Raw genomic sequence first — 21,496 nt, 5'->3', positions numbered from 1 at the left:
TCCGTCCGCGCTGACGTCCGTAGAACTACGCAGTCCGCCTACGCAACTTTTCCGGTGGCCCATGCGGCGGCCGTCGTGCGGCGGGTGTCGGAGCCCGGTGGTTTCATGAGAGGCATGACCAGCAGAAGTGTCGTCGTCGAGCGGCGGGTGTCCGCGTCTCAGGGGCGGGTGTGGGAGGCCCTGACGGACCTCGGCGGTATGGAGCGGATGGTCAGCGGTGTGGCGAAGGTCGAGGTCCTCACGGAAGGGGGCTTCGGGGTGGGCGCCCGGTGGCGGGAGACCCGGCGGATGTTCGGCAAGGACGCCACCGAGGAGATGTGGGTGACCGAGAGCGAGCCGCCCGAGCGGTATGTGGTGGAGGCCGAGTCCCACGGCAGCCACTACGTCTCGGAGTGGGTGCTGCGGCCCGACGGCCCGGCGACAACGGTCCGGATGACGTTCACGGCCGTGCCGACCGGTGCCGTCGCCGGGCTGCTCGCCAAGGTCCTCGGCGGTGTCGGCGCCCGCTCGGTGAGCAAGGCCGTCGCCAGGGACCTCGACGATGTCGCGGCCTGGGTGGAGGGCCGCAGGGGCTGAGCCGCCCCTGGCGACCCTCCGTCGCCCTCCCCGCGGGCGTCAGGAACCCAGAGCTTCAGGGCAGAGCTTCAGGAACCCAGGGCCTCACGAGTTCAGGCCGAAGCCGGTGGTCGTGTAGGCGCACTCCGTGTAGATGTAGCCGGACTGGAGCTTGGCCGTGTCCGAGGCCGGGCTGTCGGCGTTGGCGCCCTTCGGCTTGTGCAGGAAGTACGTGGTGCCGACGGGCAGGCTGATCGTGCGCTGCGGGTAGTTCTTGTCGCCGTTGCACGGCTTGAAGTTGGGGTCCAGCGTGCGGCTCCAGTCGTAGCTGGTGCAGCTGCCGCAGCCCTTCAGGCTGAAGGTGCCGGTCACCGGGCCGGTGTACATGACCTGGATGTCGTCCGGGCTGTCGTTCTTGACCGTGACCGTGATGCTTCCGCCGGAACGCATCGTGGGCAGCTTCTTGCCCGCCTCCGGAACCTCCTGGGCGACCTCGGCGGCGATCGCGATCTTCTTCGCGAGGGGCGCGTTCTTGTGGTTCTTGTTGGCGTCGACGAACTCGTTCATCGACGTCACCGCCTCGGCGAAGTCGCCGTCCCTGTACTGGTCCACGCCACAGGTGTAGACGCCCGCGGAGGCGGAGTCCTCGGCCCGTCCGGCGTCGGCGGCGAGGGCGTCGGCCAGGCCCGCCTCCTCACCCGGCAGTGCCTTGACCTCGGAGCCGAGCGTCTTCAGCTTCTCCACGGCGGTGCACGGGTCGTCGCCGCCCACGGCCTTGACCGCCTTGTCGACGGCCGCCTTGACGTCGGGTTCGACCTTCGCCGCCTGCTCCGAGTCGGGGAACGTGGTGAGGAGGTCGCTGAACTGGTCCTGCCAGCCGGACGTACCGCTCGCCAGGCTGTCGGAGGCGCACTCGTACAGGGAGGTGGCGAGCCGGTCGTCGGGCCAGCCGGCCAGGGAGCCGAGGTCCTTCCTGCTCACCTTCTGCGGGACGTCACGCAGATATTCGAGCGGCGCTATCGCGTCGCAGTACTCCTGCTCCTCGTAGGGGGCGCCGACCGTGGTGTAGAAGGTCTTCAGCCGGTCCGGGACCTGCTTCGCCGCACGGGAGTCGGGGTGGTCGGTGCTGAGGGCGTCGTAGGCGTCGAGGGCCCTGCCGTACTCGGACCGGGTCGAGCCGAAGGACTCGCCGGAGGCCTTCCGCACGAGGTCGTCGGCCTTCTCCAGGCGGTCCAGAAGCATCTCCTCGACGGCTTCCTGCCGCGCGCTCTCGTAGAGCAGACCGCCCACGACCGGGAGGCCGAGGAGCAGCACGCCGAGCAGGACCGCGAGGGGGGACCGGCCGGGCCACACCAGCCGGTGGCGTACGCCCAGCACGGCGCCGTGGAGGGCGACGAGGACCAGGAACAGGCCGTAGACGGTGAGGGTGGTGCCCGAAATACCGTCGGGGTCGGTCGGCAGCACCGTGAACAGCAGGATGCCGGTGGCCACCCAGCACAGCAGGGTCAGCAGCGGCTTGCGTATGAGGGCGTAGCCGAGGCCCAGACCGCTGAGGTTGAGCAGCCCCACCCCGACCGCCCGCCAGACGTCCACCGGACCGGGCGGCGGTGCCGTCGGCATCGGTGGCGCCACGAAACTGTGGCTCCAGCCGTCCTGGTCTCTCATGCCGTACTGATCTCCGGACAAGTCGGGTCCCCCCGTCAACTCCACCCGCATCCTTGCGAATTGTCAGTGTACGGCCGAAACCGGCAGCCACGACAGGTGATTCCGGTGGGTGGGAGAAGATCGATGACCATTCGTGACCACCGCCGCGGCGGTGGCCGGAGGGGGTAGATCGTACGCCCGATGAGCCGGCCCCGGTCACCGCCCGGGGCGGGCGGCGAACTGGGCGTTCCCTGACTCCGGTTCAGGGGCCGGGGCCGGCGTACGAGGTCCGCGCGGGTGAGCGTGATGACGGCCGCGGCGGTTCCCGGGCGGAGCCCAGCCGCGCCACGGTCATGGCCGCCGGGACCCCTCCGCCATGTTGCGGAGGGGGTCCGGGGTCAGCGGTACAAAGGGTCGGCCCGGGGTCAGCGGTTCGAAGTCCGGGTGTCGGCGAGATCCCCCGCCGCCGACTGGGATCCGGTCCGGCCCACGGTGGACGGGGCGTTCGCGGACGGGGTCCGCCGGTCGGTCACGGCCTCGCCGCCGCTGTCGTCGGCCCTCGGCCCGTGCCCCGTCGGGCACCTCCGTCAGATCGTCGCCGGCGTCCGGACAGTCCATCGTGGCGCAGGGAAAACCCCGCCCTCGTGCGGATCTGGATCCCGATGTGTTCGAGCGACTCGCGAATTTCTCAGCGATCTCATGGGAAGCAGCACGTCATGAGAGGCCGCAGCGCTGACCGGCGACCCCGCACCGTACGGGCCGGGACACCGGCTGTCACAGTGTGTGACCCCCTCTCGCCTCCGGACGCGGGGCAGTGTAGACATGGGCTCATGGTCCGTCTCCTGGGTCGATCTCGGCATGCGTCGACCCGCCGTCCCCACGGTCGGCGCGCGCACGGCCGGGGCGAGCGCGCCCGGCGGGTGTCGCACGGATCGGCGGACGGCCGGGAACAGGGCCCACCGTGGCACCCGCTCGGGGGGCTGCGGGCGGCGCTGGGCGGGCGGAGCGTCGCCGGGCAGGTGTTCCTGCTGCAAGTGGTGATCGTGCTGGTACTGGTCGTGGCGGCCGTGGTCGCCCTGGTACTGCAGGTCCGCAGCGACAGCGCCAAGGAGGCCGAGAACCGTTCGCTCGCCGTGGCCGAGACGTTCGCCAACGCGCCGGGCGTCCGCGAGGCGCTGAGCAGCCCCGATCCGACGGCGGTGCTCCAGCCGAGGGCCGAGGCCGCCCGGACCGGGTCCGGGGTGGACTTCGTCGTGGTGATGAACACCGACGGGATCCGCTACACCCACCCCAAGACGGACCGCATAGGAAAGAAGTTCGTCGGCACCCTCGCACCGGCGCTGGCCGGCGAGTCCTTCACCGAGAAGGTGAACGGGACGCTCGGGCCGCTGGTGCAGGCCGTGGTGCCGGTCAAGGATCCCGACGGGAAGGTGGTGGGCCTCGTCTCGGCCGGCATCACCACCGAGAACGTGGGTGGGGTCGCCGACCGGCAGCTGCCCCTCCTGCTGGCCGCCGCGGCGGCGGCCCTCCTCCTCGCCACGGCGGGGACGGCACTCGTCAGCAGAAGGCTGCTGCGGCAGACCCACGGCCTGGGGCCGTCCGAGATGACCCGCATGTACGAGCACCACGACGCGGTCCTGCACGCCGTACGCGAGGGCGTGATCATCGTCGGCGGCGGGGGCCGGCTGCTGCTCGCCAACGACGAGGCGCACCGTCTGCTGGATCTGCCCGAGGACGCCCAGGGCCAGGACGTCGCCGCCCTCGGCCTGGAGCCGCACATGGCCGAACTGCTGGCCTCGGGGCGGGTCGCCAACGACGAGGTGCATCTGGTGGGCGACCGCCTCCTCGCGGTCAACCAGCGGCCCACCGATCTCCAGGGCCGGCCGTCCGGCAGCGTCGCCACGCTCCGCGACTCCACCGAGCTGCGCGCCCTGTCCGGGCGGGCGGAAGCGGCCCGGGAGCGTCTGAAGCTGCTGTACGACGCCGGGGTGGGCGTCGGCACCAGTCTGGACGTGACCCGTACCGCCGAGGAGCTGGCGGAGGTGGCCGTCCCCCGGTTCGCGGACTTCGTCACCGTGGACCTGGCCCCGGCGGCGTTCAGCGGCGACGAGCCGGAGTCGGCGACCACGCTGCGCCGTACGGCGTTCTGCGGGATCCGCAAGGACGCCCCGCTGTACAAGGTGGGCGAGGAGATAGTCCTGGTGGACTCCTCGCCGCAGGCCCGCAGCGTCCACAGCGGCCTCTCGATCCTGGAGACCGACCTCAGCAGCTCGCCCGGCTGGCGGGCACAGGACCTGGAGCGGGCGGCGCAGGTCGTCAGCGGCCGCTCGATCCTGGAGACCGACCTCAGCAGCTCGCCCGGCTGGCGGGCGCAGGACCTGGAGCGGGCGGCGCAGGTCGTCGAGTACGGCATCCACTCGCTGATCACCGTGCCGTTGCGGGTGGGCCATCTGGTGATGGGGGTCGCGAACTTCTGGCGCTCGGAGAAGCCCGAGCCGTTCGACCTGGAGGAGGTGGCGCTCGCCGAGGAGCTCGTGGCCCGGGCCGCGGTCTCCATCGACAACGCGCGGCGCTACACGCGCGAGCACACCATGGCCGTGACGCTGCAGCGCAGTCTGCTGCCGCGCAGCCTCCCCGAGCAGAGCGCCCTGGACGTGGCCTACCGGTATCTGCCCGCGCAGGCCGGGGTCGGCGGGGACTGGTTCGACGTACTGCCGCTGTCCGGCAGCCGGGTCGCGGTCGTCGTCGGCGATGTCGTCGGCCACGGACTGCACGCCGCGGCCACGATGGGACGGCTGCGCACCGCCGTGCACAACTTCTCCGCCCTGGATCTGCCGCCGGACGAGATCCTGGGGCTCCTGGACGAGATGGTCAGCCGTATCGACCAGGACGAGGCGGCGGACGACACCGCCCCGATCACCGGGGCGACCTGTCTCTACGCGATCTACGACCCGGTGTCGCGGCGCTGCACCGTGGCCCGGGCCGGCCATCCGCCGCTCGCGGTGGCCGGGCCCGACGGCTCCGTCGACTTCCCTGAGGTACCGGCGGGTCCGCCGCTCGGACTCGGTGGGCTGCCGTTCGAGACGGTCGAGCTCGACCTGGCCGAGGGCAGCCGGCTGGTGCTGTACACCGACGGGCTCGTGGAGGACCGGGGCCGGGACATAGACGACGGCCTGGAGCTGCTGCGCGCCGCGCTGGCCGGGGCCGACCCCTCACCGCAGGGCACCTGTCAGGCAGTACTGGACGCGCTGCCGCCGAGCCGGGCGAGCGACGACATAGCGCTGATCGTCGCCCGGACCCGTGCGCTCGACGCCGGCCGTGTCCTCGACTGGGAGGTACCCGCCGATCCCGCGGCCGTCGCCCGCGCCCGCTCCGAGGCCACCCGGCAGCTGACCGCATGGGGCCTGGACGAGGCGGTGTTCACCACCGAGCTGATCCTCAGCGAACTGGTCACCAACGCCATCCGGTACGGCAGCGGGCCGATCCATGTCCGGCTCATCCACGACCGCAACCTGATCTGCGAGGTCACCGACGGCAGCCACACCTCGCCCCATCTGCGGTACGCCGCCACGACCGACGAGGGCGGGCGCGGCCTCTATCTGATCGCCCAGCTCACCCAGCGCTGGGGCACCCGCTACTCCCCCACCGGCAAGACCATCTGGACCGAGCAGACCCTGTCCTGAAGGGCGGCGAACAGGCACGGTCCTGAGGGACATCGGTTCACGACGCGTTAGGAGACCACCGCGGCATGCGTATCGGACTGCTCGGAACAGGACCGTGGGCCGACATGGCCTATGCCCCCGCGCTGAGCGCACATCAGGAGCTGGACTTCGTCGGGGTGTGGGGCAGGCGTCCCGAGGCTGCGAAGGCACTGGCCGACCGGCACGGCGGGGTGTCCGTGTACGAGGACGTCGACGCGTTGTTCGCCGATGTGGACGCGGTGGCGGTGGCGCTGCCGCCCTCGATCCAGGCGCCGTTGGCGGTGCGTGCCGCGCGGGCGGGCCGTCATCTGCTGCTGGACAAGCCGCTCTCCATAGACGTGGAGGAGGGGCGGGCCGTCGTCGAGGCGGTCGAGGAGGCCGGCGTCGCCTCCGTGGTCTTCTTCACCTCCCGTTTCCAGCCGGCCGTCGATGCGTGGATCACCGAACAGGCCGCCGCCGAGGGCTGGTTCACCGGCCGTGCGGAGTGGCTGGGCTCACTGTTCGACGGCGACAGCGACAGTCCCTTCGCGGCGTCGCCGTGGCGGCGGGAGAAGGGGGGCCTGTGGGATGTCGGCCCGCACGCCCTGTCGCTGCTGCTGCCGGTTCTCGGGGACGTGGAGCAGGTGGCCGCCGCCGTGCGTGGCCCCGCTGACACGGTCCACCTGGTCCTCGCACACACCGGCGGTGCGTCGAGCACGGTGACGCTCAGCCTCACCGCCCCGCCCGCGGCCTCCGGCGCCACGGTCGAGTTGCGCGGCCGGACCGGGACGACTGTGTTGCCCGCGTCCTCCGACGGCGCCGTATCGGCTCTGGGCCGGGCCGCGGACGCCCTGTTGGCCGCCGTGCGTACCGGCGATCCGCATCCGTGCGACGCCGCGTTCGCGCTGCGGGTGACGGAGGTACTCGCCACCGCCGAGGGGAAGTTGAGCGGCTGACACGCTCGACTCGCAGGCCGCGTTCGGGTTTGGGTTCGACCGTATCCGGACATCGTCCGGTGGCGGGCACACCTGCGCAGCGCGCATGTCGTATGTACGGCGCGTTTCGGTGAGGAGGTGCTCGTGAGCGCAGACGGGACCACCACCGTGCCCCTGCGGGACAGGGTGGCGGCAGGACAGCGGGATCAGGACGCGCGTACGGTCATGCGGCTGCGCCTGGGGGTCGGGATCATCGGTGTCCTGCTTCCCCTGGCGCTGCCGCTCGGCAACTGGATCGCGGCGCGGCTGGACGGCCACAGCGGGGAAGACGCCTGGCCGGGGTCCATGAGCGGCTCGTACTACACCAGTACGCGCGACATCTTCGTCGGCGCGCTGTGCGCGCTCGGGATCTTCCTGATCATTTATCGCTTCAACAAACTCAACGACATCATGGGCACCATCGCCGGCTGCTGTGCCCTCGGCGTCGCCCTCTTCCCGACCTCGCCGCCCGGCGCCGACGCGACCGAGTCGCCGGTCGCCGTGCTCCACTTCGTGTTCGCCGCCGCCCTGTTGCTGGCGATGGCCGCCTTCTGCCTCCTCATGTACCGGGCGCCGGGCCTGGAGGAGCGCGAGTACGTACGCCTCCCGTACCTGGTCGCCGGTGTCCTGATTCTCGTCTTCATGGCCCTGGCCGTCACGGCGGCAGCCACCGGCGTGGGTGACGACTGGCTGATCACCCCGCTCTACCTGTGCGAATGGTTCTCCGTCTGGTCCTTCGGTTTCGCCTGGACCGGCGCGGCCCTCTCTCTCGCCGCCGACATCGACCGCCTGCCGAGGACGCGTGCGGTGGTGGGTGCGGTGCTCGGGTGGTTCCGTTCCCTCGGGGGTTCCCGTGGCAGGGCGGAGCCGCGCTCCAGCGAGGCGACGTGACCGCCGCCCCGGCCGCTTCCCATGCGCCGGGGCTCAGTCGCGGGTGCCGGTGAGGAACGCGTCGAGGGTGGCGGTCAGTTCGGCCGGCTTCTCCACCGGGAGTTCATGGCCGGCGTCCAGGATGCGCAGGACGGCGTCGGGGTGGGACTTGGCGATGCGCAGGGCCTGGGCAAGGGGGAGCTGGATGTCGTGGTAGCCGTGGACGATCAGGGTGGGGGTGCGGATCTCGGGGACACGGTCGAGGACGTCGAAGGCCCGCATGGCACCGTAGAGGGTCATGACGACCTCGCGCGGGGTGGCGGCGGAGGCCCGGATGTACTCGCGTATCTCCTCGCGGGGGTGGCCGGGGGCGAAGGCGCGCTGGATGTTGGCGGCGACGAAGAGTCGGTAGGGGACGCGGGTGGAGGCCGCCATGAGCAGGCCACGGCCTCGGCTGTACGCCATGCGGCTGATCGAGGCGACCAGCACCATGCGTTCGACCCGGTCCGGGTGGGTGAGGGCGATGGTCTGGGCGATCATGCCGCCCATGGAGTGGCCGACGACGACAAAGCGTTCGATCTTCAGGTGATCGAGGAGGGCGAGGACGTCCTTGGTCAGTTCGTCGATGGTGCGCACCCCGGCGCCGCTGCTCTCGCCGTGTCCGCGCAGGTCCATCCGGATCACCCGGCGCTTCTCCGCGAAGTGCGCCACCTGATGGTCCCAGCGGTGCCGGTTCGCGGTCCAGCCGTGGACGAACACCAGGGGCACGCCGCCGTCGCGGGGGCCCTCGTCGTCGTACGCCAGGGTCGCGCCGTCGACTTCGAGCTGCGGCATGGGGGCCTCCTGCGATGCGTTCCGGCACGGCCCGATCCGGCCGGTTACTGCCGGGTACGGTAACCGGCCGTCGGGCCCCGCGTCACCGTCGTCCGCCGAGGAAGCGCAGCGTGCGGCCGGAGAGACTTCAGTGTGTGGCATGAAAATCGGGGGTCCTCCGCCGGCGCCCCTGCTAGCTTCCCCCGGTGTTCTCCCTTCAACAGCCCGCGCTCTTCACGCGATTGAACGACGCCGAGCGGATACTCGTCGCCGGTGCCGGTGGTGGTTTCGACGTCTACGCCGGTCTGCCGCTGGCGCTCGCCCTGCGCTCGGCGGGCAAGCAGGTGCATCTCGCGAATCTCTCCTTCGCCGATCTGTACGGTTTGGACCTGGAGGTCTGGGTGGAACGGGACGTCGCGGCCATCGGCCCCGAGACGACCTCGCGCGGCGACTACTTCCCCGAGCGCACGCTCGCCCAGTGGCTCGCCCTGCACCGGATGCCCTCCACGGTGTACGCGCTCTCGCGCACGGGTGTCGCACCGCTCCGGGACGCCTACCGCGCGCTCATGGACCACCTCGGCGGGGTCGACGCCATCGTGCTGGTCGACGGCGGGACCGACATCCTGATGCGCGGTGACGAGCACGGGCTCGGCACCCCGGAGGAGGACATGGCCAGCCTGGGCGCCGTCGCCGGACTGGACGAGGTCCCGCAACGGCTGGTGGCCTGCCTGGGCTTCGGGGTCGACGCCCACCACGGCGTCAACCACTCGCTGGTCCTGGAGAACCTGGCGGCACTGGACCGGGACGGCGCCTACCTGGGCGCCTTCTCGCTGCCGCGCGACAGCCGCGAGGGGGCGCTGTACCTGGACGCCGTGGCGCACGCCCAACAGTGCACGCCGGACCACCCGAGCATCGTCAACGGTTCCGTCGCGGCGGCAGTGCGCGGCGACTTCGGCGACGTCCACTTCACCGAGCGGACGCGGGGCGGCGAGCTGTTCATCAACCCGCTGATGGCCCTGTACTTCTGCGTGGACGCGGTCGGTCTCGCCCGCCGCAACCTCTACCTCGACCGGCTGGAGAAGACCGCGCTCACCCGGCAGATCAGCTCGATCATCGCCGAGTTCCGGGACGAGCTGCCCCGGCAGCGCCCGCCGCGTGCCTTCCCGCACTGATCGGGCGGTTTCCCGCACTGATCGGTCGACTTCCGCGACTGATCGATCGGATTCCCTCAATGATCGCGGACCGTCGGCGGATGACAGACTGGCCGCATGGAAGAACGCGCATTCGGTAGGTCGGGTCAGCAGGCGTCCGTCGTCGGTCTCGGCACATGGCAGCTGGGCGCCGACTGGGGAGACGTCGACGACAAGGAAGCCCAGAAGGTGCTGGAGGCGGCGGTCGAGTCGGGGGTGACCTTCTTCGACACGGCCGACGTCTACGGGGACGGCCGCAGCGAACAGACCATCGCGACGTTCCTGCGCGGCAGGCCCGACCTCGATGTCTTCGTCGCGACGAAGATGGGCCGCCGTGTGGAGCAGATCCCGCAGAACTACGTCCTGGACAACTTCCGCGCCTGGAACGACCGGTCCCGTCGCAACCTCGGCGTCGACCGCCTCGACCTGGTCCAGCTGCACTGCCCGCCCACGCCGGTCTACTCGTCGGACGAGGTGTTCGACGCGCTGGACACGCTCGTCGCGGAGGAGCGCGTCGCCGCGTACGGCGTGAGCGTGGAGACCTGCGCCGAGGCGCTGACGGCGATCGCCCGGCCGGGTGTGGCGAGCGTCCAGATCATCCTCAACCCGTTCCGTATGAAGCCGCTCCTGGAGGTGCTCCCGGCGGCCGAGGAGGCGGGCGTCGCGATCATCGCCCGCGTTCCGCTGGCCTCCGGGCTGCTGTCGGGCAAGTACACCAAGGACACGGTCTTCCCCGAGAACGACCACCGCACGTACAACCGGCACGGCGAGTCCTTCGACCAGGGCGAGACCTTCTCGGGCGTCGACTACGAGACGGGCGTCGAGGCCGCGGTCGAGTTCGCCGCGCTCACCCCGGAGGGGTTCACCCCGGCCCAGTCGGCGCTGCGCTGGATCATCCAGCAGCCGGGCGTCACCACCGTGATCCCGGGCGCCCGCACCCCGGAACAGGCCCATGCCAACTCGGCCGCCGCCGCGCTGCCGCCGCTGTCCGACGAAACGCTCACCGCGATCCGCGAGCTGTACGACCGCCGGATCAAGGACCAGGTGGAAGGCCGCTGGTAGGCGCTACGGTCCCCCGGGCCGGGGCCGGTTCACCCGTCCCGGGCCCGGAGGGCGTGCGTCGACACAGTCAGATGCGTCCGCCCGTGAGCCGGGTGAGTGGACCGCGCACATGGCGCTCGGCACGACGGCCTGCGACGTAGGAGGCGGCGGTGAGGGCGGTCAGGCCCGCGCCGACGCCCGCGGCGACGATCTTGCGGTGAGCGATGACGGTCATGGCCGTCCTGGCGGTGGCCGCGACCTGGCCGGAGGCCTGGACGACTGCCTGACGGCCCGCCTCGACGCCCTTGACCGCGCTGTGCACGGCGCTGCTCGTGGTGTCGGCGGCTCGTCCGGCACCGGCCTGTGCGGCCGACGCCGCGCCATTCGCCTTGATCGCGGCCGTCTTCGCGGTCCCGGTGGCCGGGGCCGTCGCCTTGTCGGTGGCCCGCCGGGCCTTGGCCGCTGCCGTCTCGGCGGACTCGGTGTTCTCCTTGGGGTCCCTGTTCGTTCGACTCATGGGAATCGCGTTGCCGTTCACCGCGCGGGCAAACACATCGCGGCACAAGGCACGGCACAAAGCAGGGCCCCCTCATGGCATAAGATCGACTTATGAGGTCATAGACCCGACCCCCGTACCTGGTAAGGGTTACCTTAGTTTAGGGTTGCCGGCGAGTCGCTTTCCTCCACTCGAAGGGAACCTGAACATGCCCCGCCCTCTGCGGGTAGCCATTGTCGGAGCCGGTCCCGCCGGGATCTACGCCGCCGACGCGCTGCTTAAGTCCGACGTGGCCACCGAGCCCGGTGTCTCCATCGACATCTTCGAGCGGATGCCCGCCCCGTTCGGACTGATCCGTTACGGCGTGGCCCCCGACCACCCCCGCATCAAGGGCATCATCACCGCCCTGCACCAGGTGCTCGACAAGCCGCAGATCCGCCTCTTCGGCAACGTCGACTACCCGACGGACATCAACCTCGACGATCTGCGCGCCTTCTACGACGCCGTGATCTTCTCCACGGGCGCCATGGCGGACCGCGCGCTCGACATCCCGGGCATCGACCTCGACGGCTCGTACGGCGCGGCCGACTTCGTCTCCTGGTACGACGGCCACCCGGACGTCCCGCGCACCTGGCCGCTGGAGGCCGAGAAGGTCGCCGTCCTCGGCGTCGGCAACGTCGCGCTCGACGTGGCGCGCATCCTCGCCAAGACGGCCGACGAGCTGCTGCCGACGGAGATCCCGCAGAACGTCTACGACGGTCTGAAGGCCAACAAGGCGCTGGAGATCCATGTCTTCGGCCGCCGCGGCCCGGCGCAGGCGAAGTTCTCCCCGATGGAGCTGCGGGAGCTGGACCACTCCCCCAACATCGAGGTCATCGTCGACCCCGAGGACATCGACTACGACGAGGGCTCCATCGCGACCCGTCGCGGCAACAAGCAGGCCGACATGGTCGCCAAGACCCTGGAGAACTGGGCGATCCGCGACATCGGCGAGCGCCCGCACAAGCTGTTCCTGCACTTCTTCGAGTCCCCGACCGAGATCCTCGGCGAGGACGGCAAGGTCGTCGGCCTGCGCACCGAGCGCACCGCCCTCGACGGCACCGGCAACGTCAAGGGCACCGGCGAGTTCAAGGACTGGGACGTCACCGCGATCTACCGCGCGGTCGGCTACCTCTCCGACAAGCTGCCCAAGCTGCCCTGGGACATCGAGTCGGGCACCGTGCCGGACGAAGGCGGCCGGGTCATCCAGGAGTCCGGCGAGCATCTGCAGTCGACGTACGTCACCGGCTGGATCCGGCGCGGTCCGGTGGGTCTCATCGGGCACACCAAGGGCGACGCCAACGAGACGGTCGCCAATCTGCTGGACGACTTCGCGGGCGGACGTCTGCACGAGCCCAGCGCCCCGGCCCCCGAGGCCGTGGACGCCTTCCTCGCGGAGCGGAACGTGCGCTTCACGACGTGGGAGGGCTGGTACAAGCTGGACGCCGCCGAGAAGGCGCTGGGCGAGCCCCAGGGCCGTGAGCGGGTGAAGATCGTGGAGCGGGAGGACATGCTCCGGGAGAGCGGGGCGTAGGCGCTCCGCTCGGGGCGCCGGGTTGGGTTCGGGGGCTGCGGGCCGGTTTGAAGCCGCGGGTTTCGTCGTGGCTGGTCGCGCCCACGCGGCGGAGCCGCAGATGGACACCGCCCCGCGCCCCTTTGGGGCCTGCGGCCCCAGCGGCCCGCGCCCGGTTTCGGGGCCTGCGGCCCCATCGAGAGGCGCGGGCCGCTCGGAGGCATAAGCTCGGCAGATGGCCAAGTACTTCGACGTGCATCCCGACAATCCTCAGCCGCGTGCCATCGGGCAAGTGGCCGACAGTGTGCGGGACGGTGCGCTCATCGTGTATCCGACGGACTCCTGTTTCGCTCTGGGGTGTCAGCTGGGCAGCCGGGACGGGATCGAGCGGATTCGGACCATCCGGCAGCTCGACGACCGTCACCACTTCACCCTCGTGTGCGAGAACTTCGCGCAGCTGGGCCAGTTCGTGCACGTCGACAACGACGTGTTCCGCGCCGTGAAGGCGTCGACGCCCGGCAGCTACACCTTCATCCTCCCCGCGACCAGGGAGGTGCCCCGCAAACTGCTCCACCCGAAGAAACGCACCGTCGGTGTGCGCATCCCCGACCACCGGGTGGCCCAGGCCCTGCTCGCCGAGCTCGGCGAGCCGCTCGTCTCCAGCACGCTGCTGCTTCCCGACGAGGAGGAGCCGTTGACGCAGGGCTGGGAGATCAAGGAGCGCCTCGACCACCAGGTCGACGCCGTGGTGGACTCCGGGGACTGCGGCACGGAGCCGACCACCGTCATCGACTTCTCCAGCGGCGAGGCCGAGATCATCCGCAAGGGCGCCGGGGACACCTCCCGGTTCGAGTGAGAGTGCCCGAGGGAGCCATGCTCCCCCTCTCGCACCGACGAGCTCGCACCGCCGAGCCGGCGTCGGCTCAGGTCTGGCGCAGCGGTTCATACGCCTCCGCGCTCAGGCCGAACGTCCAGGCCACGCCCTCACGGGCCGTGGTCGTCGTGGGCGGCACCCGGAGCCAGTACGTGCGGCTCGTGCCGTCCGGCTCCGGGGTGGAGTTGACGACCTCCACCATCACCACGTCCTCGTCGCCGGGCAGGGCTATGCGCCAGAGCACACCCGTCTCGTCGCGGTGCACCGGCTTGGCCCCGGACTCCTCCAGATAGCGGTCGTAGCCGTAGTACTCCAGCATCACGCGGCGCAGCTCGGCGTTCTCCTCGTTCCGGATCTGCTCGGCCGTCAGCGCGCCGAGCCGGTCGAGGAACTCACCGGGTACGGGCAGCCCGCGCCAGGCGTGCAGCGCGAAGCCGTCGGAGTAGGCGAGCGCGGGGCCGTCACCGCGGTCCAGCCGGCCCGCCTCGTCCCGGTGGAGCTGCGTGGGCCGTTCGGAGACCACCGCCACGTTCTCGTACGGCCACCACCAGCCCGCCGTACGGGCCACCTCGGTGAGTCCGTCGAGGACGGGCTCGGGGTCGGGGTCGGGGTCGGCGTTGTTCGCGGCAGGCGCGTCGGAGGTCGTGTCGGGCGTGGACGTGTCGAGGGTGGGTGTGTCGGGGGTGGTGTCGAAGGCGGTCAGCCATGCCGCTTCGTGCTGGCCGAGGACGGCGTCCAGGAGAAGGAGGCGGATGCGTGTCTCCTCCTTGCGGTCGTCGGGGGCCAGGGCCTCGACGATGCCGGTGCGGACGCGGTCGACGAGCGGGCGGGTGGTCTCCCAGAGGTCGGCGCCCGTGGCACGCCAGTGGTCGCTCCAGCCCGTGGGGCCCAGTCCGGTGTGCAGCCGGTCGCGTTCGGCGGCGATGGGGCCGTTGCGCACGGCGTCGCGGACGCTCGGGCCGGTCTCCGGCAGAGTCTCGCCGTCCTCGGCCGGCGCCCCCGACAGCAGGCGTACCGCCTCCAGCGGCGAGCGGGCCCACACGATCCGCGCGGGCTCCGGCAGCCCCGCCCGCCGGTAGGCGAGCCGTATGCCCGCCTCGGTCCGTGCCCGGTCGCCCGGTCCCGTGGCCGCCGCCACCGCACGCCAAGTCGCCTGTTCCGTCACGCCGTTCCTCCTGGATCGCCAAGTCGTCCTGTGCCATCGGCCGCCGTACGCCACGGCCGCCGTCCGTTCGCCGCCGCGTGCCCTCCCCCGGTGGCGGCACGCGGGCGGTTTCCATGTCCGCCGCGGTGTCGGCGTGGTGTCAGTCCGCGACGACCCGTACCGAGCCCGGGACGTACTCGCGCTGGCGTATGACCCGGTACCAGCCCTTCGGCAGGGAGATGGCCGCGTGTTCCTCGTGGACGACCCGGGCGCCGTCCGGCACGTGCAGCAGCATCGGCCCGAACACGCTCGCCTCGCGGATGAGCCGGCCCGGGCCGACCACGGCATGGGCGTGTCCGGTGACCTCGCCGAGGGCGAGGACGAGCCTGCCGCGCCCGTCGCGCGGCTCCGACGTGGCGTCATGTGCGCTGTCGGGCACGGCGCTCTCCGCCAGCGGCACGATGAGGACGTCTCCTTGCCGGTACACGGTTCTCCCTCCCGTCGGGCACTCGCTGTGCCACGGAAAGGACGGTAGAGGCAGCCACTGACAATCACCCCGCGGGCGGCCTCCGTCCACAGGGACGGGGGTCCGCCGATCACGTTGTCAGTGGGGCTTGGTAGAACTCCCGTACCCGACAGCGCTGTGCGGTGCGGGTGTTCAACGGGCGGACTCGTGCACGGGCACGGGTCACACCCATCGACATGGACGAAGGGGCGGGCACACATGACCATCGGGGACCACTTGCGGGACTTCCACAACCTGCGGGTCGTCGACTTCCCCGACTCGGTGAAGAGCCCGGAGGGCGCGAGGCATCTGCCGGCTCCCGAGTCGGTGGCCTGGCGGGTCGCCGTGGGGTCGTACGAGAGCGAGGAGGCGTGGGAGGAGGCCTTCGCCCGGTTCCTCGCCGCCGTCGACACCACGAAGGTGCGGGCGCTGATCGTGGGCGCCTGGAGCGACGCGTACGACAGCGGGCCCGAGCCGGTGATCGAGGCGCTGGTGGCGGCCAAGGACCGGCTGCCCGCGCTGCGCGCCCTGTTCCTCGGCGACATCGTGATGGAGGAGTGCGAGATCTCCTGGATCAACCAGGGCGATGTGGGTCCGCTGCTGAAGACCTTCACGGAGCTGGAGGAGTTCGGTGTGCGCGGCGGCAACGGGCTCGTCTTCCCCGAGCTGCGTCATGAGCGGCTGCGGAAGCTGACGGTGGAGACCGGTGGCATGCCCGCCGAGGTGGTGCGGGGTGTGGCGACCAGTGATCTGCCGGCCCTCGTCCATCTGGACCTGTGGCTGGGCACCTCCGAGTACGGCGGCGACTCCGAGGTGGCCGACCTCGCGCCGATCCTCGCGGGCACCCGGCTGCCGGCCCTCAAGCACCTGGCGCTGCGCAACAGCGAGATGCAGGACGACATCTGTGCGGCGCTGGCCTCCGCCCCGGTGGTGGCCCGCCTCGACGCCCTCGACGTGTCGATGGGCGTCCTGACCGACGACGGCGCGACCGCGCTGCTCACCGGCCAGCCCCTCACCCACCTCACCACGCTGGACCTGCACCACAACTACCTCAGCGCGCCGATACGCGACCGTCTCCGGGACTCCCTGGAGGCCGCGGGCGTCCAGGTCGACGTCGACCCCGACGACGCCGAGTCGGACGAGGAGGAGGACGGCACGGTGTGGCGCTTCGTCGCGGTCGGCGAGTAGTACCGCGACCGGTCGTACGAAGTACAGAGCCACGCGGTCGCGGGGCAACGGGGGAATTCGAGGTGAGGGGGTCAGTGTGTCCGGTGGGACCGGCGGGGATGCGGAGCCCGGCCCGTACAGATGGGTGGTCGTCGGCAACGGGGAGAACCGGCGGGTCGGGCTGTTCGTCGCGGCGGCCGAGGCCGCCGGCGTCGGTACGCCGCGTGTCGTCGAGTGGCGGGACGTCCTGCGTGACGGCGGCCACGAGTTCGCCGACGACGAGGTCGTACGGCTGGACTCGCCCGGTGAGAACGCCGGGGTGGACCGGCTGTTGCGGGGCGTGGACGATCCCACGCGGGTGGAGGGTTCGGCCACCTGGTACGCCCGTTTCCTGGACGCCGTCCGGTCGCTGCGCGGCGGCGTCCGGCTGGACGATCCTGCGGAGCTGGCGGTGCTGTTCGACAAGCGGCTGTGCCATGCCCGGCTCGACGCGGCGGGGGTTCCGGTGCCACCGTCGCCCACGTCGGGCGGTGTGCCGCCGGTGCGCGGCTGGGACGACGTACGGGCGGCGATGCGGGAGCACGGCATGCCGCGGGTCTTCGTGAAGCCCGCGCACGGCTCGTCCGCGTCCGGCGTGCTGGCCGTGGAGTCGGCTGCGGGCGGGCGGATCAGGGCCACCACCTCGGTCGAGGTGGCGACGGACGGCGGGCTCCACGCCCCGCCGAGGCTCCACACCTCGGCAAGGCTCCACACCCCGCTGCCGCTCCGCACGCCGCCGCGGCCCCACAACTCGCTGCGGCTGCACAACTCGCTGCGGGTGCGCCGGTACACCGACGAGCGGGAGATCGCCGGCATCGTCGACGCCCTGGCGCCGGACGGGCTGCACATCGAGCGCTGGCTGCCGAAGGCGTCCGCCCAGGGCAGGTCCGCAGACCTGCGGGTCGTGGTCGTGGCGGGCCGGGCCACACACGCCGTCGTACGCACCAGCCGTTTCCCCATGACCAACCTCCATCTCGGCGGGGCGCGGGGCGATCTGGGGGCGGTCGTCGACGCTGCGGGCGACCGCTGGCGGCGGGCGCTGGACATCTGTGAGCAGGCGGCGGCCTGCTTCCCGGGCACCCTGTGCGTCGGGGTCGATCTGCTGCCGGCGATCGGCTGGCGCCGGTTCACCGTCGGCGAGGTCAACGCCTTCGGGGACCTGCTGCCCCGGCTGACCGGCCTGCCGGGCGGCCCGGCGGAGGGCCTGGACACCTACACGGCGCAGATCGAGGCGGTACGGAACCAGATGCTCCCGGCGGCCTCGCGCCACCCTCAGGCCACGGCTGCCCCGCACCACCCTCAGGGTCCGGCGGCCTCGCGCCACCCTCAGGGTCCGGCGGCCTCGCGCCACCCTCAGTCAAGGAAAGACCATGCACCCTTCTGACGACCGGGCTCCTCGGCCCGCCGAGGTCGCGGCGACGCCATCCCGTCCCGACGACGCACTGCCCGACATGAACGAGGTCGTGGGCCGCGACGATCTGCTCCTGCTCACCCTCGACACCCTCCGCTACGACGTGGCCGTGGAGCTCGCGGCGGCCGGGCGGCTGCCGAATCTGGCCGCCCAGCTGCCGGGCGGCACCTGGGAGAAGCGGCACGCGCCCGGCAACTTCACCTATGCCTCGCACCAGGCGATGTTCGCGGGCTTCCTGCCGACCCCGGCGGCGCCCGGACCGCATCCCCGGCTGTTCGCGGGCCGGTTCGCCGGGAGTGAGACGACGGCGGGGCGCACGTTCGTCTTCGACGGCCCCGACCTGGTGTCGGCCCTCGCCGAGCGCGGCTATCGCACGGTGTGCGTCGGCGGTGTCGGCTTCTTCAACAAGCGGGGAGCGCTCGGGAACGTGCTGCCGGGGCTGTTCCAGGAGAGCCACTGGGAGCCGGGGTTCTCCGTGGCGTCGCCGACGTCGTTCGAGTCCCAGGTGGCCCGCGCCGAGCAGATCGTGGCCGAACTGCCCGCCGAGCGGAGGCTGTTCCTGTTCCTGAACGCCTCGGCGCTGCACCAGCCGAACTGGTTCCATCTGCCGGGCGCCACGCGGGAGGCGGGTGACAGCCTGGTCACGCACGCGGCGGCCCTGGAGTACGTCGACCGGCACGTCGGGCGGCTCTTCGCCGCGATGAGTTCGCGTCGCCGCTGCTTCGCCATCGTGTGCTCCGACCACGGGACCACGTACGGCGAAGACGGCTACACCGGGCACCGGCTCGGCCACGAGGCCGTGTGGACCGTCCCCTACAGCCACTTCTTCCTGGACCACGTGGAGCCGTCCGCATGACCGTCACCGATCTGCCCACCACCCCGACCCGGCCGTACCAGCACTATGTGTACGCCTACCCGCACAAGACGGCGTACCGGGAGCTGGGGGAGCGACCTCGCCTCGCGGATCTGTGGGCCGGGGAGTCGAAGCAGGCCCTGTCGCTGTACGCGCACATCCCGTTCTGCGAGGTGCGCTGCGGCTTCTGCAACCTGTTCACCCGGATCGGCGCTCCCGACGGGCTGACCGGCCGCTATCTCGACGCCCTGGAACGGCAGGCCCTCGCCGTGCGGGAAGCGCTCGGGGACACGGAGCCGGTGCGGTTCGCGAACGCCGCGTTCGGCGGTGGCACGCCCACCTATCTGGAGGCCGCCGAGTTGGAGCGGCTGTGCGACATCGCCGAGCGGCACATGGGCGCTGATCTGCGGGCGATCCCGCTCTCGGTCGAGGCCTCCCCGGCCACGGCGACGGCCGACCGGCTGGCCGTCCTCGGCGAGCGGGGCACCACGCGGCTGAGCCTCGGCGTGCAGAGCTTCGTCGAGGAGGAGGCGCGGGCGGCCGTACGACCCCAGCGGCGCGCCGACGTCGAGGCGGCGCTGTCCCGGATCCGTGACACCGGCATCCCGGTCCTCAACATCGATCTGATCTACGGCATCGACGGGCAGACGGCGGCCAGTTGGCGGCTGTCCCTGGACGCCGCCCTCGCCTGGCGGCCCGAGGAGATCTACCTCTACCCGCTGTACGTACGGCCGTTGACGGGCCTGGGCCGCCACGCCGACCCCGAGGACGCGGACCGCGACTGGGACGAGGCCCGGCTGCGCCGCTACCGCGAGGGCCGCGACCATCTCCTCGCCCATGGCTACGAGCAGGTCTCCATGCGGATGTTCCGTCGCACGGACGCCCCGCCGCAGGGCCCGGACGACTACGCCTGCCAGACCGACGGCATGATCGGCCTGGGCTGCGGCGCCCGTTCGTACACCTCGACGCTGCACTACTCGTTCGACTACGCGGTCGACATGCGCAAGATACGCACGATCATCGACGACTACACGACGACCGAGGACTTCAGCCGAGCCGTCTACGGCCGGAAGGTCGACGGGGACGAGGCGCGCCGCCGCCACCTCCTGCAATCGCTGCTCCAGGCGCAGGGGTTGCCGGTGGCCGACTACCGGCGGCGGTTCGGGACCGACCCGTACGACGACTTCCCGGTGGAGCTGGAGCGGCTGGCCTCACGCGGCTGGCTGGCGGAGGCGGGCGCGGGGCTGGTGCGGCTGTCCGCCGAAGGGCTCGCGTACTCGGACGCCATCGGACCCGAGTTCTTCTCCCCCGCCGTACGGGCCGCGATGGCCGAGTACGAGCTGAAGTGACGGTGACCATGGACCTGACGATCCTCTACCGGGGCCCGCTCGCCTCCTGCGACTACGACTGCCCGTACTGCCCGTTCGCCAAGCGGCGCGACTCGACGGCACAGTTGCGGACCGACCGCGCGGCCCTGGACCGCTTCACCGCGTGGGCGCGGGCCCAGGTCGACGACCGGCTCTCGGTGCTCTTCACCCCATGGGGCGAGGGACTGGTGCGGTCCTGGTACCGGCGGGCGCTGGTGGAGTTGTCGCACGAGCCGCACATCGACCGGGTGGCGATCCAGACCAACCTCAGCTGCCGTACGGAGTGGCTGGCCGAGGCGGACCTGGACACCGTGGCCCTGTGGTGCACGTACCACCCGGGGCAGACGCCGTACGAGCGGTTCCTCGACAAGACGCGGCGGCTGGACGGGACGGGGGTCCGGTTCAGTGTGGGGATCGTCGGGCTGCCGGAGCATCTGGAGCACGCGCGTCGGCTGCGCGCGGAGTTGCCGGAGCGGGTGTACCTGTGGGTGAACGCCGCCGAGGGGCACACCTACACCGACGAAGAGGCGGCGGTGTGGAGCGAGTTGGACCCCTTGTTCCCCTTCAGCCGCCATCCGCACCGCTCGGCCGGTCGCGCGTGCCGTACCGGTTCGACGGTCGTGTCGGTCGACGGCGACGGAGCGGTACGCCGCTGCCACTTCGTCAGGACCGAGCTGGGCAACCTCTACGACGGCTCCTTCCGCGAGGCCCTCGCACCGCGCCCGTGTCCCCTGGCCGTCTGCGACTGCCACATCGGCTACGTCCACCTCGAAACGCTGCCGCTGTACGACGTGTTCGCGGGCGGGGTCCTGGAGCGCATACCGACTCAGGAGGCCCTTCGCGGGCCGCTCGTCATGGGCCACCCGTGAAGAGCCGCCCCTGTCGGTCCTCACATCCGCCAGCTGTACCGGCGTTCCGGGCGGCCCGCCACCCCGTAGCGGAGGGTCACCTCGGCGCTGCCGGTGCCGTGGAAGTACTCCAGGTAGCGGCGGGCGCTGACGCGGGAGATACCGGCGAGGGTGGCGCATTCGGTGGCGGAGAGGGTGCCGTCGGCCGCGCGCAGGGTGCGTTCGATGAGGTCGGCGGTCTCGACGCTCATGCCCTTGGGCAGGCCGCCGGCCGCCGCGGGTACGGCCCCCGCTCCGGCCAGCACCCGGTCCACGTCGGCCTGGCTGTGCACGACAGTCGTGAGCAGCCTGCCGCGCTGGGCGGCGTACCGCTGGAGCCGGGAGCGCAGGTCCTCGAACTCGAACGGCTTGAGGAGGTAGTCGACGACGCCGTGCCGGACGGCGCCGCGGACGCTGTCGGCCTCCCGGGCGGC

General features: G+C 71.6%; 19 protein-coding genes. 13 read left to right on the top strand and 6 right to left on the bottom strand.

Annotation, left to right across the window (positions count from 1 at the left end; translation table 11 throughout):
* Nucleotides 1-114: 114 nt before the first annotated feature.
* The gene (locus tag STRIP9103_RS10260) at nt 115-576 is read left to right on the top strand and encodes an SRPBCC family protein (protein WP_009307255.1); all 462 of its coding nucleotides are present in this window, start codon (nt 115-117) and stop codon (nt 574-576) included.
* Between the two features lie 84 nt (nt 577-660).
* Here the strand turns inward: STRIP9103_RS10260 and STRIP9103_RS10255 are convergent, their stop codons facing one another.
* Nucleotides 661-2,220, bottom strand: a complete 1,560-nt coding sequence (locus STRIP9103_RS10255; RefSeq protein WP_048820030.1) for an outer membrane protein assembly factor BamD — start codon at nt 2,218-2,220, stop codon at nt 661-663.
* Nucleotides 2,221-3,029: 809 nt separating this feature from the next.
* Between STRIP9103_RS10255 and STRIP9103_RS10250 the strand changes: the two genes are divergently transcribed.
* From STRIP9103_RS10250 to STRIP9103_RS10240, 3 genes are all read left to right on the top strand, one after another.
* Nucleotides 3,030-5,882, top strand: a complete 2,853-nt coding sequence (locus STRIP9103_RS10250; protein ID WP_199790525.1) for a SpoIIE family protein phosphatase — start codon at nt 3,030-3,032, stop codon at nt 5,880-5,882.
* 65 nt (nt 5,883-5,947) lie between these two features.
* Nucleotides 5,948-6,835 (top strand): Gfo/Idh/MocA family protein, encoded by an 888-nt coding sequence (locus STRIP9103_RS10245; RefSeq protein WP_009307240.1) that lies wholly within the window; start codon nt 5,948-5,950, stop codon nt 6,833-6,835.
* A 123-nt stretch (nt 6,836-6,958) separates the two neighbouring features.
* Nucleotides 6,959-7,744, top strand: a complete 786-nt coding sequence (locus tag STRIP9103_RS10240) for a hypothetical protein (RefSeq protein WP_009307232.1) — start codon at nt 6,959-6,961, stop codon at nt 7,742-7,744.
* Between the two features lie 33 nt (nt 7,745-7,777).
* Here the strand turns inward: STRIP9103_RS10240 and STRIP9103_RS10235 are convergent, their stop codons facing one another.
* Complete coding sequence (locus STRIP9103_RS10235; protein ID WP_009307257.1) at nt 7,778-8,557, bottom strand: alpha/beta fold hydrolase; 780 nt, start codon at nt 8,555-8,557, stop codon at nt 7,778-7,780.
* 185 nt (nt 8,558-8,742) lie between these two features.
* Between STRIP9103_RS10235 and STRIP9103_RS10230 the strand changes: the two genes are divergently transcribed.
* On the top strand, nt 8,743-9,708 hold the full coding sequence (locus tag STRIP9103_RS10230) for a DUF1152 domain-containing protein (RefSeq protein ID WP_009307270.1): 966 nt from the start codon (nt 8,743-8,745) through the stop codon (nt 9,706-9,708).
* 96 nt (nt 9,709-9,804) lie between these two features.
* On the top strand, nt 9,805-10,788 hold the full coding sequence (locus STRIP9103_RS10225) for an aldo/keto reductase (protein WP_009307264.1): 984 nt from the start codon (nt 9,805-9,807) through the stop codon (nt 10,786-10,788).
* A gap of 67 nt (nt 10,789-10,855) precedes the next feature.
* On the opposite strand, the gene STRIP9103_RS10220 is transcribed toward STRIP9103_RS10225, so the two are convergent.
* Complete coding sequence (locus STRIP9103_RS10220) at nt 10,856-11,284, bottom strand: hypothetical protein (RefSeq protein WP_374005113.1); 429 nt, start codon at nt 11,282-11,284, stop codon at nt 10,856-10,858.
* Between the two features lie 187 nt (nt 11,285-11,471).
* On the opposite strand from STRIP9103_RS10220, the gene STRIP9103_RS10215 reads away from it, so the two are divergent.
* Together STRIP9103_RS10215 and STRIP9103_RS10210 are read left to right on the top strand one after the other, a co-directional pair.
* The gene (locus STRIP9103_RS10215; RefSeq protein WP_009307266.1) at nt 11,472-12,836 is read left to right on the top strand and encodes an FAD-dependent oxidoreductase; all 1,365 of its coding nucleotides are present in this window, start codon (nt 11,472-11,474) and stop codon (nt 12,834-12,836) included.
* A 214-nt stretch (nt 12,837-13,050) separates the two neighbouring features.
* Entirely contained in the window at nt 13,051-13,671 is a 621-nt protein-coding gene (locus tag STRIP9103_RS10210) for an L-threonylcarbamoyladenylate synthase (protein WP_009307235.1), read from the top strand.
* Between the two features lie 67 nt (nt 13,672-13,738).
* On the opposite strand, the gene STRIP9103_RS10205 is transcribed toward STRIP9103_RS10210, so the two are convergent.
* A complete protein-coding gene (locus STRIP9103_RS10205; RefSeq protein WP_009307259.1) occupies nt 13,739-14,854 on the bottom strand; it encodes a DUF6745 domain-containing protein in 1,116 nt (371 codons plus the stop codon).
* A gap of 139 nt (nt 14,855-14,993) precedes the next feature.
* Nucleotides 14,994-15,320, bottom strand: coding sequence for a hypothetical protein (locus STRIP9103_RS10200; protein ID WP_009307243.1), 327 nt, complete (start codon nt 15,318-15,320; stop codon nt 14,994-14,996).
* A gap of 237 nt (nt 15,321-15,557) precedes the next feature.
* Between STRIP9103_RS10200 and STRIP9103_RS10195 the strand changes: the two genes are divergently transcribed.
* The 5 genes from STRIP9103_RS10195 to STRIP9103_RS10175 all read left to right on the top strand — a co-directional run bounded on the left by STRIP9103_RS10195 (nt 15,558) and on the right by STRIP9103_RS10175 (nt 21,044).
* On the top strand, nt 15,558-16,526 hold the full coding sequence (locus STRIP9103_RS10195) for an STM4015 family protein (RefSeq protein WP_009307237.1): 969 nt from the start codon (nt 15,558-15,560) through the stop codon (nt 16,524-16,526).
* Nucleotides 16,527-16,602: 76 nt separating this feature from the next.
* Nucleotides 16,603-17,928 carry an STM4014 family protein gene (locus STRIP9103_RS10190; protein ID WP_009307268.1) on the top strand — a complete coding sequence of 442 codons (1,326 nt, stop codon included), beginning with the start codon at nt 16,603-16,605 and terminating at the stop codon, nt 17,926-17,928.
* Between the two features lie 67 nt (nt 17,929-17,995).
* On the top strand, nt 17,996-18,811 hold the full coding sequence (locus STRIP9103_RS10185; protein WP_048820032.1) for an STM4013/SEN3800 family hydrolase: 816 nt from the start codon (nt 17,996-17,998) through the stop codon (nt 18,809-18,811).
* A complete protein-coding gene (locus STRIP9103_RS10180; protein WP_009307253.1) occupies nt 18,808-20,157 on the top strand; it encodes an STM4012 family radical SAM protein in 1,350 nt (449 codons plus the stop codon). The genes STRIP9103_RS10185 and STRIP9103_RS10180 overlap by 4 nt, the downstream gene beginning before the upstream one ends.
* 8 nt (nt 20,158-20,165) lie before the next feature.
* The gene (locus tag STRIP9103_RS10175; protein ID WP_048820031.1) at nt 20,166-21,044 is read left to right on the top strand and encodes an STM4011 family radical SAM protein; all 879 of its coding nucleotides are present in this window, start codon (nt 20,166-20,168) and stop codon (nt 21,042-21,044) included.
* A 20-nt stretch (nt 21,045-21,064) separates the two neighbouring features.
* Here the strand turns inward: STRIP9103_RS10175 and STRIP9103_RS10170 are convergent.
* Nucleotides 21,065-21,496: response regulator (locus tag STRIP9103_RS10170; protein WP_009307250.1), on the bottom strand; the 432-nt coding region annotated here is incomplete at its 5' end.

The sequence above is a fragment of the Streptomyces ipomoeae 91-03 genome (assembly GCF_000317595.1).
In the GTDB taxonomy this organism is placed as follows: domain Bacteria; phylum Actinomycetota; class Actinomycetes; order Streptomycetales; family Streptomycetaceae; genus Streptomyces; species Streptomyces ipomoeae.
Note: the sequence above shows the minus strand (reverse complement) of the source record. Positions and strands in the feature narration are given on the sequence as shown.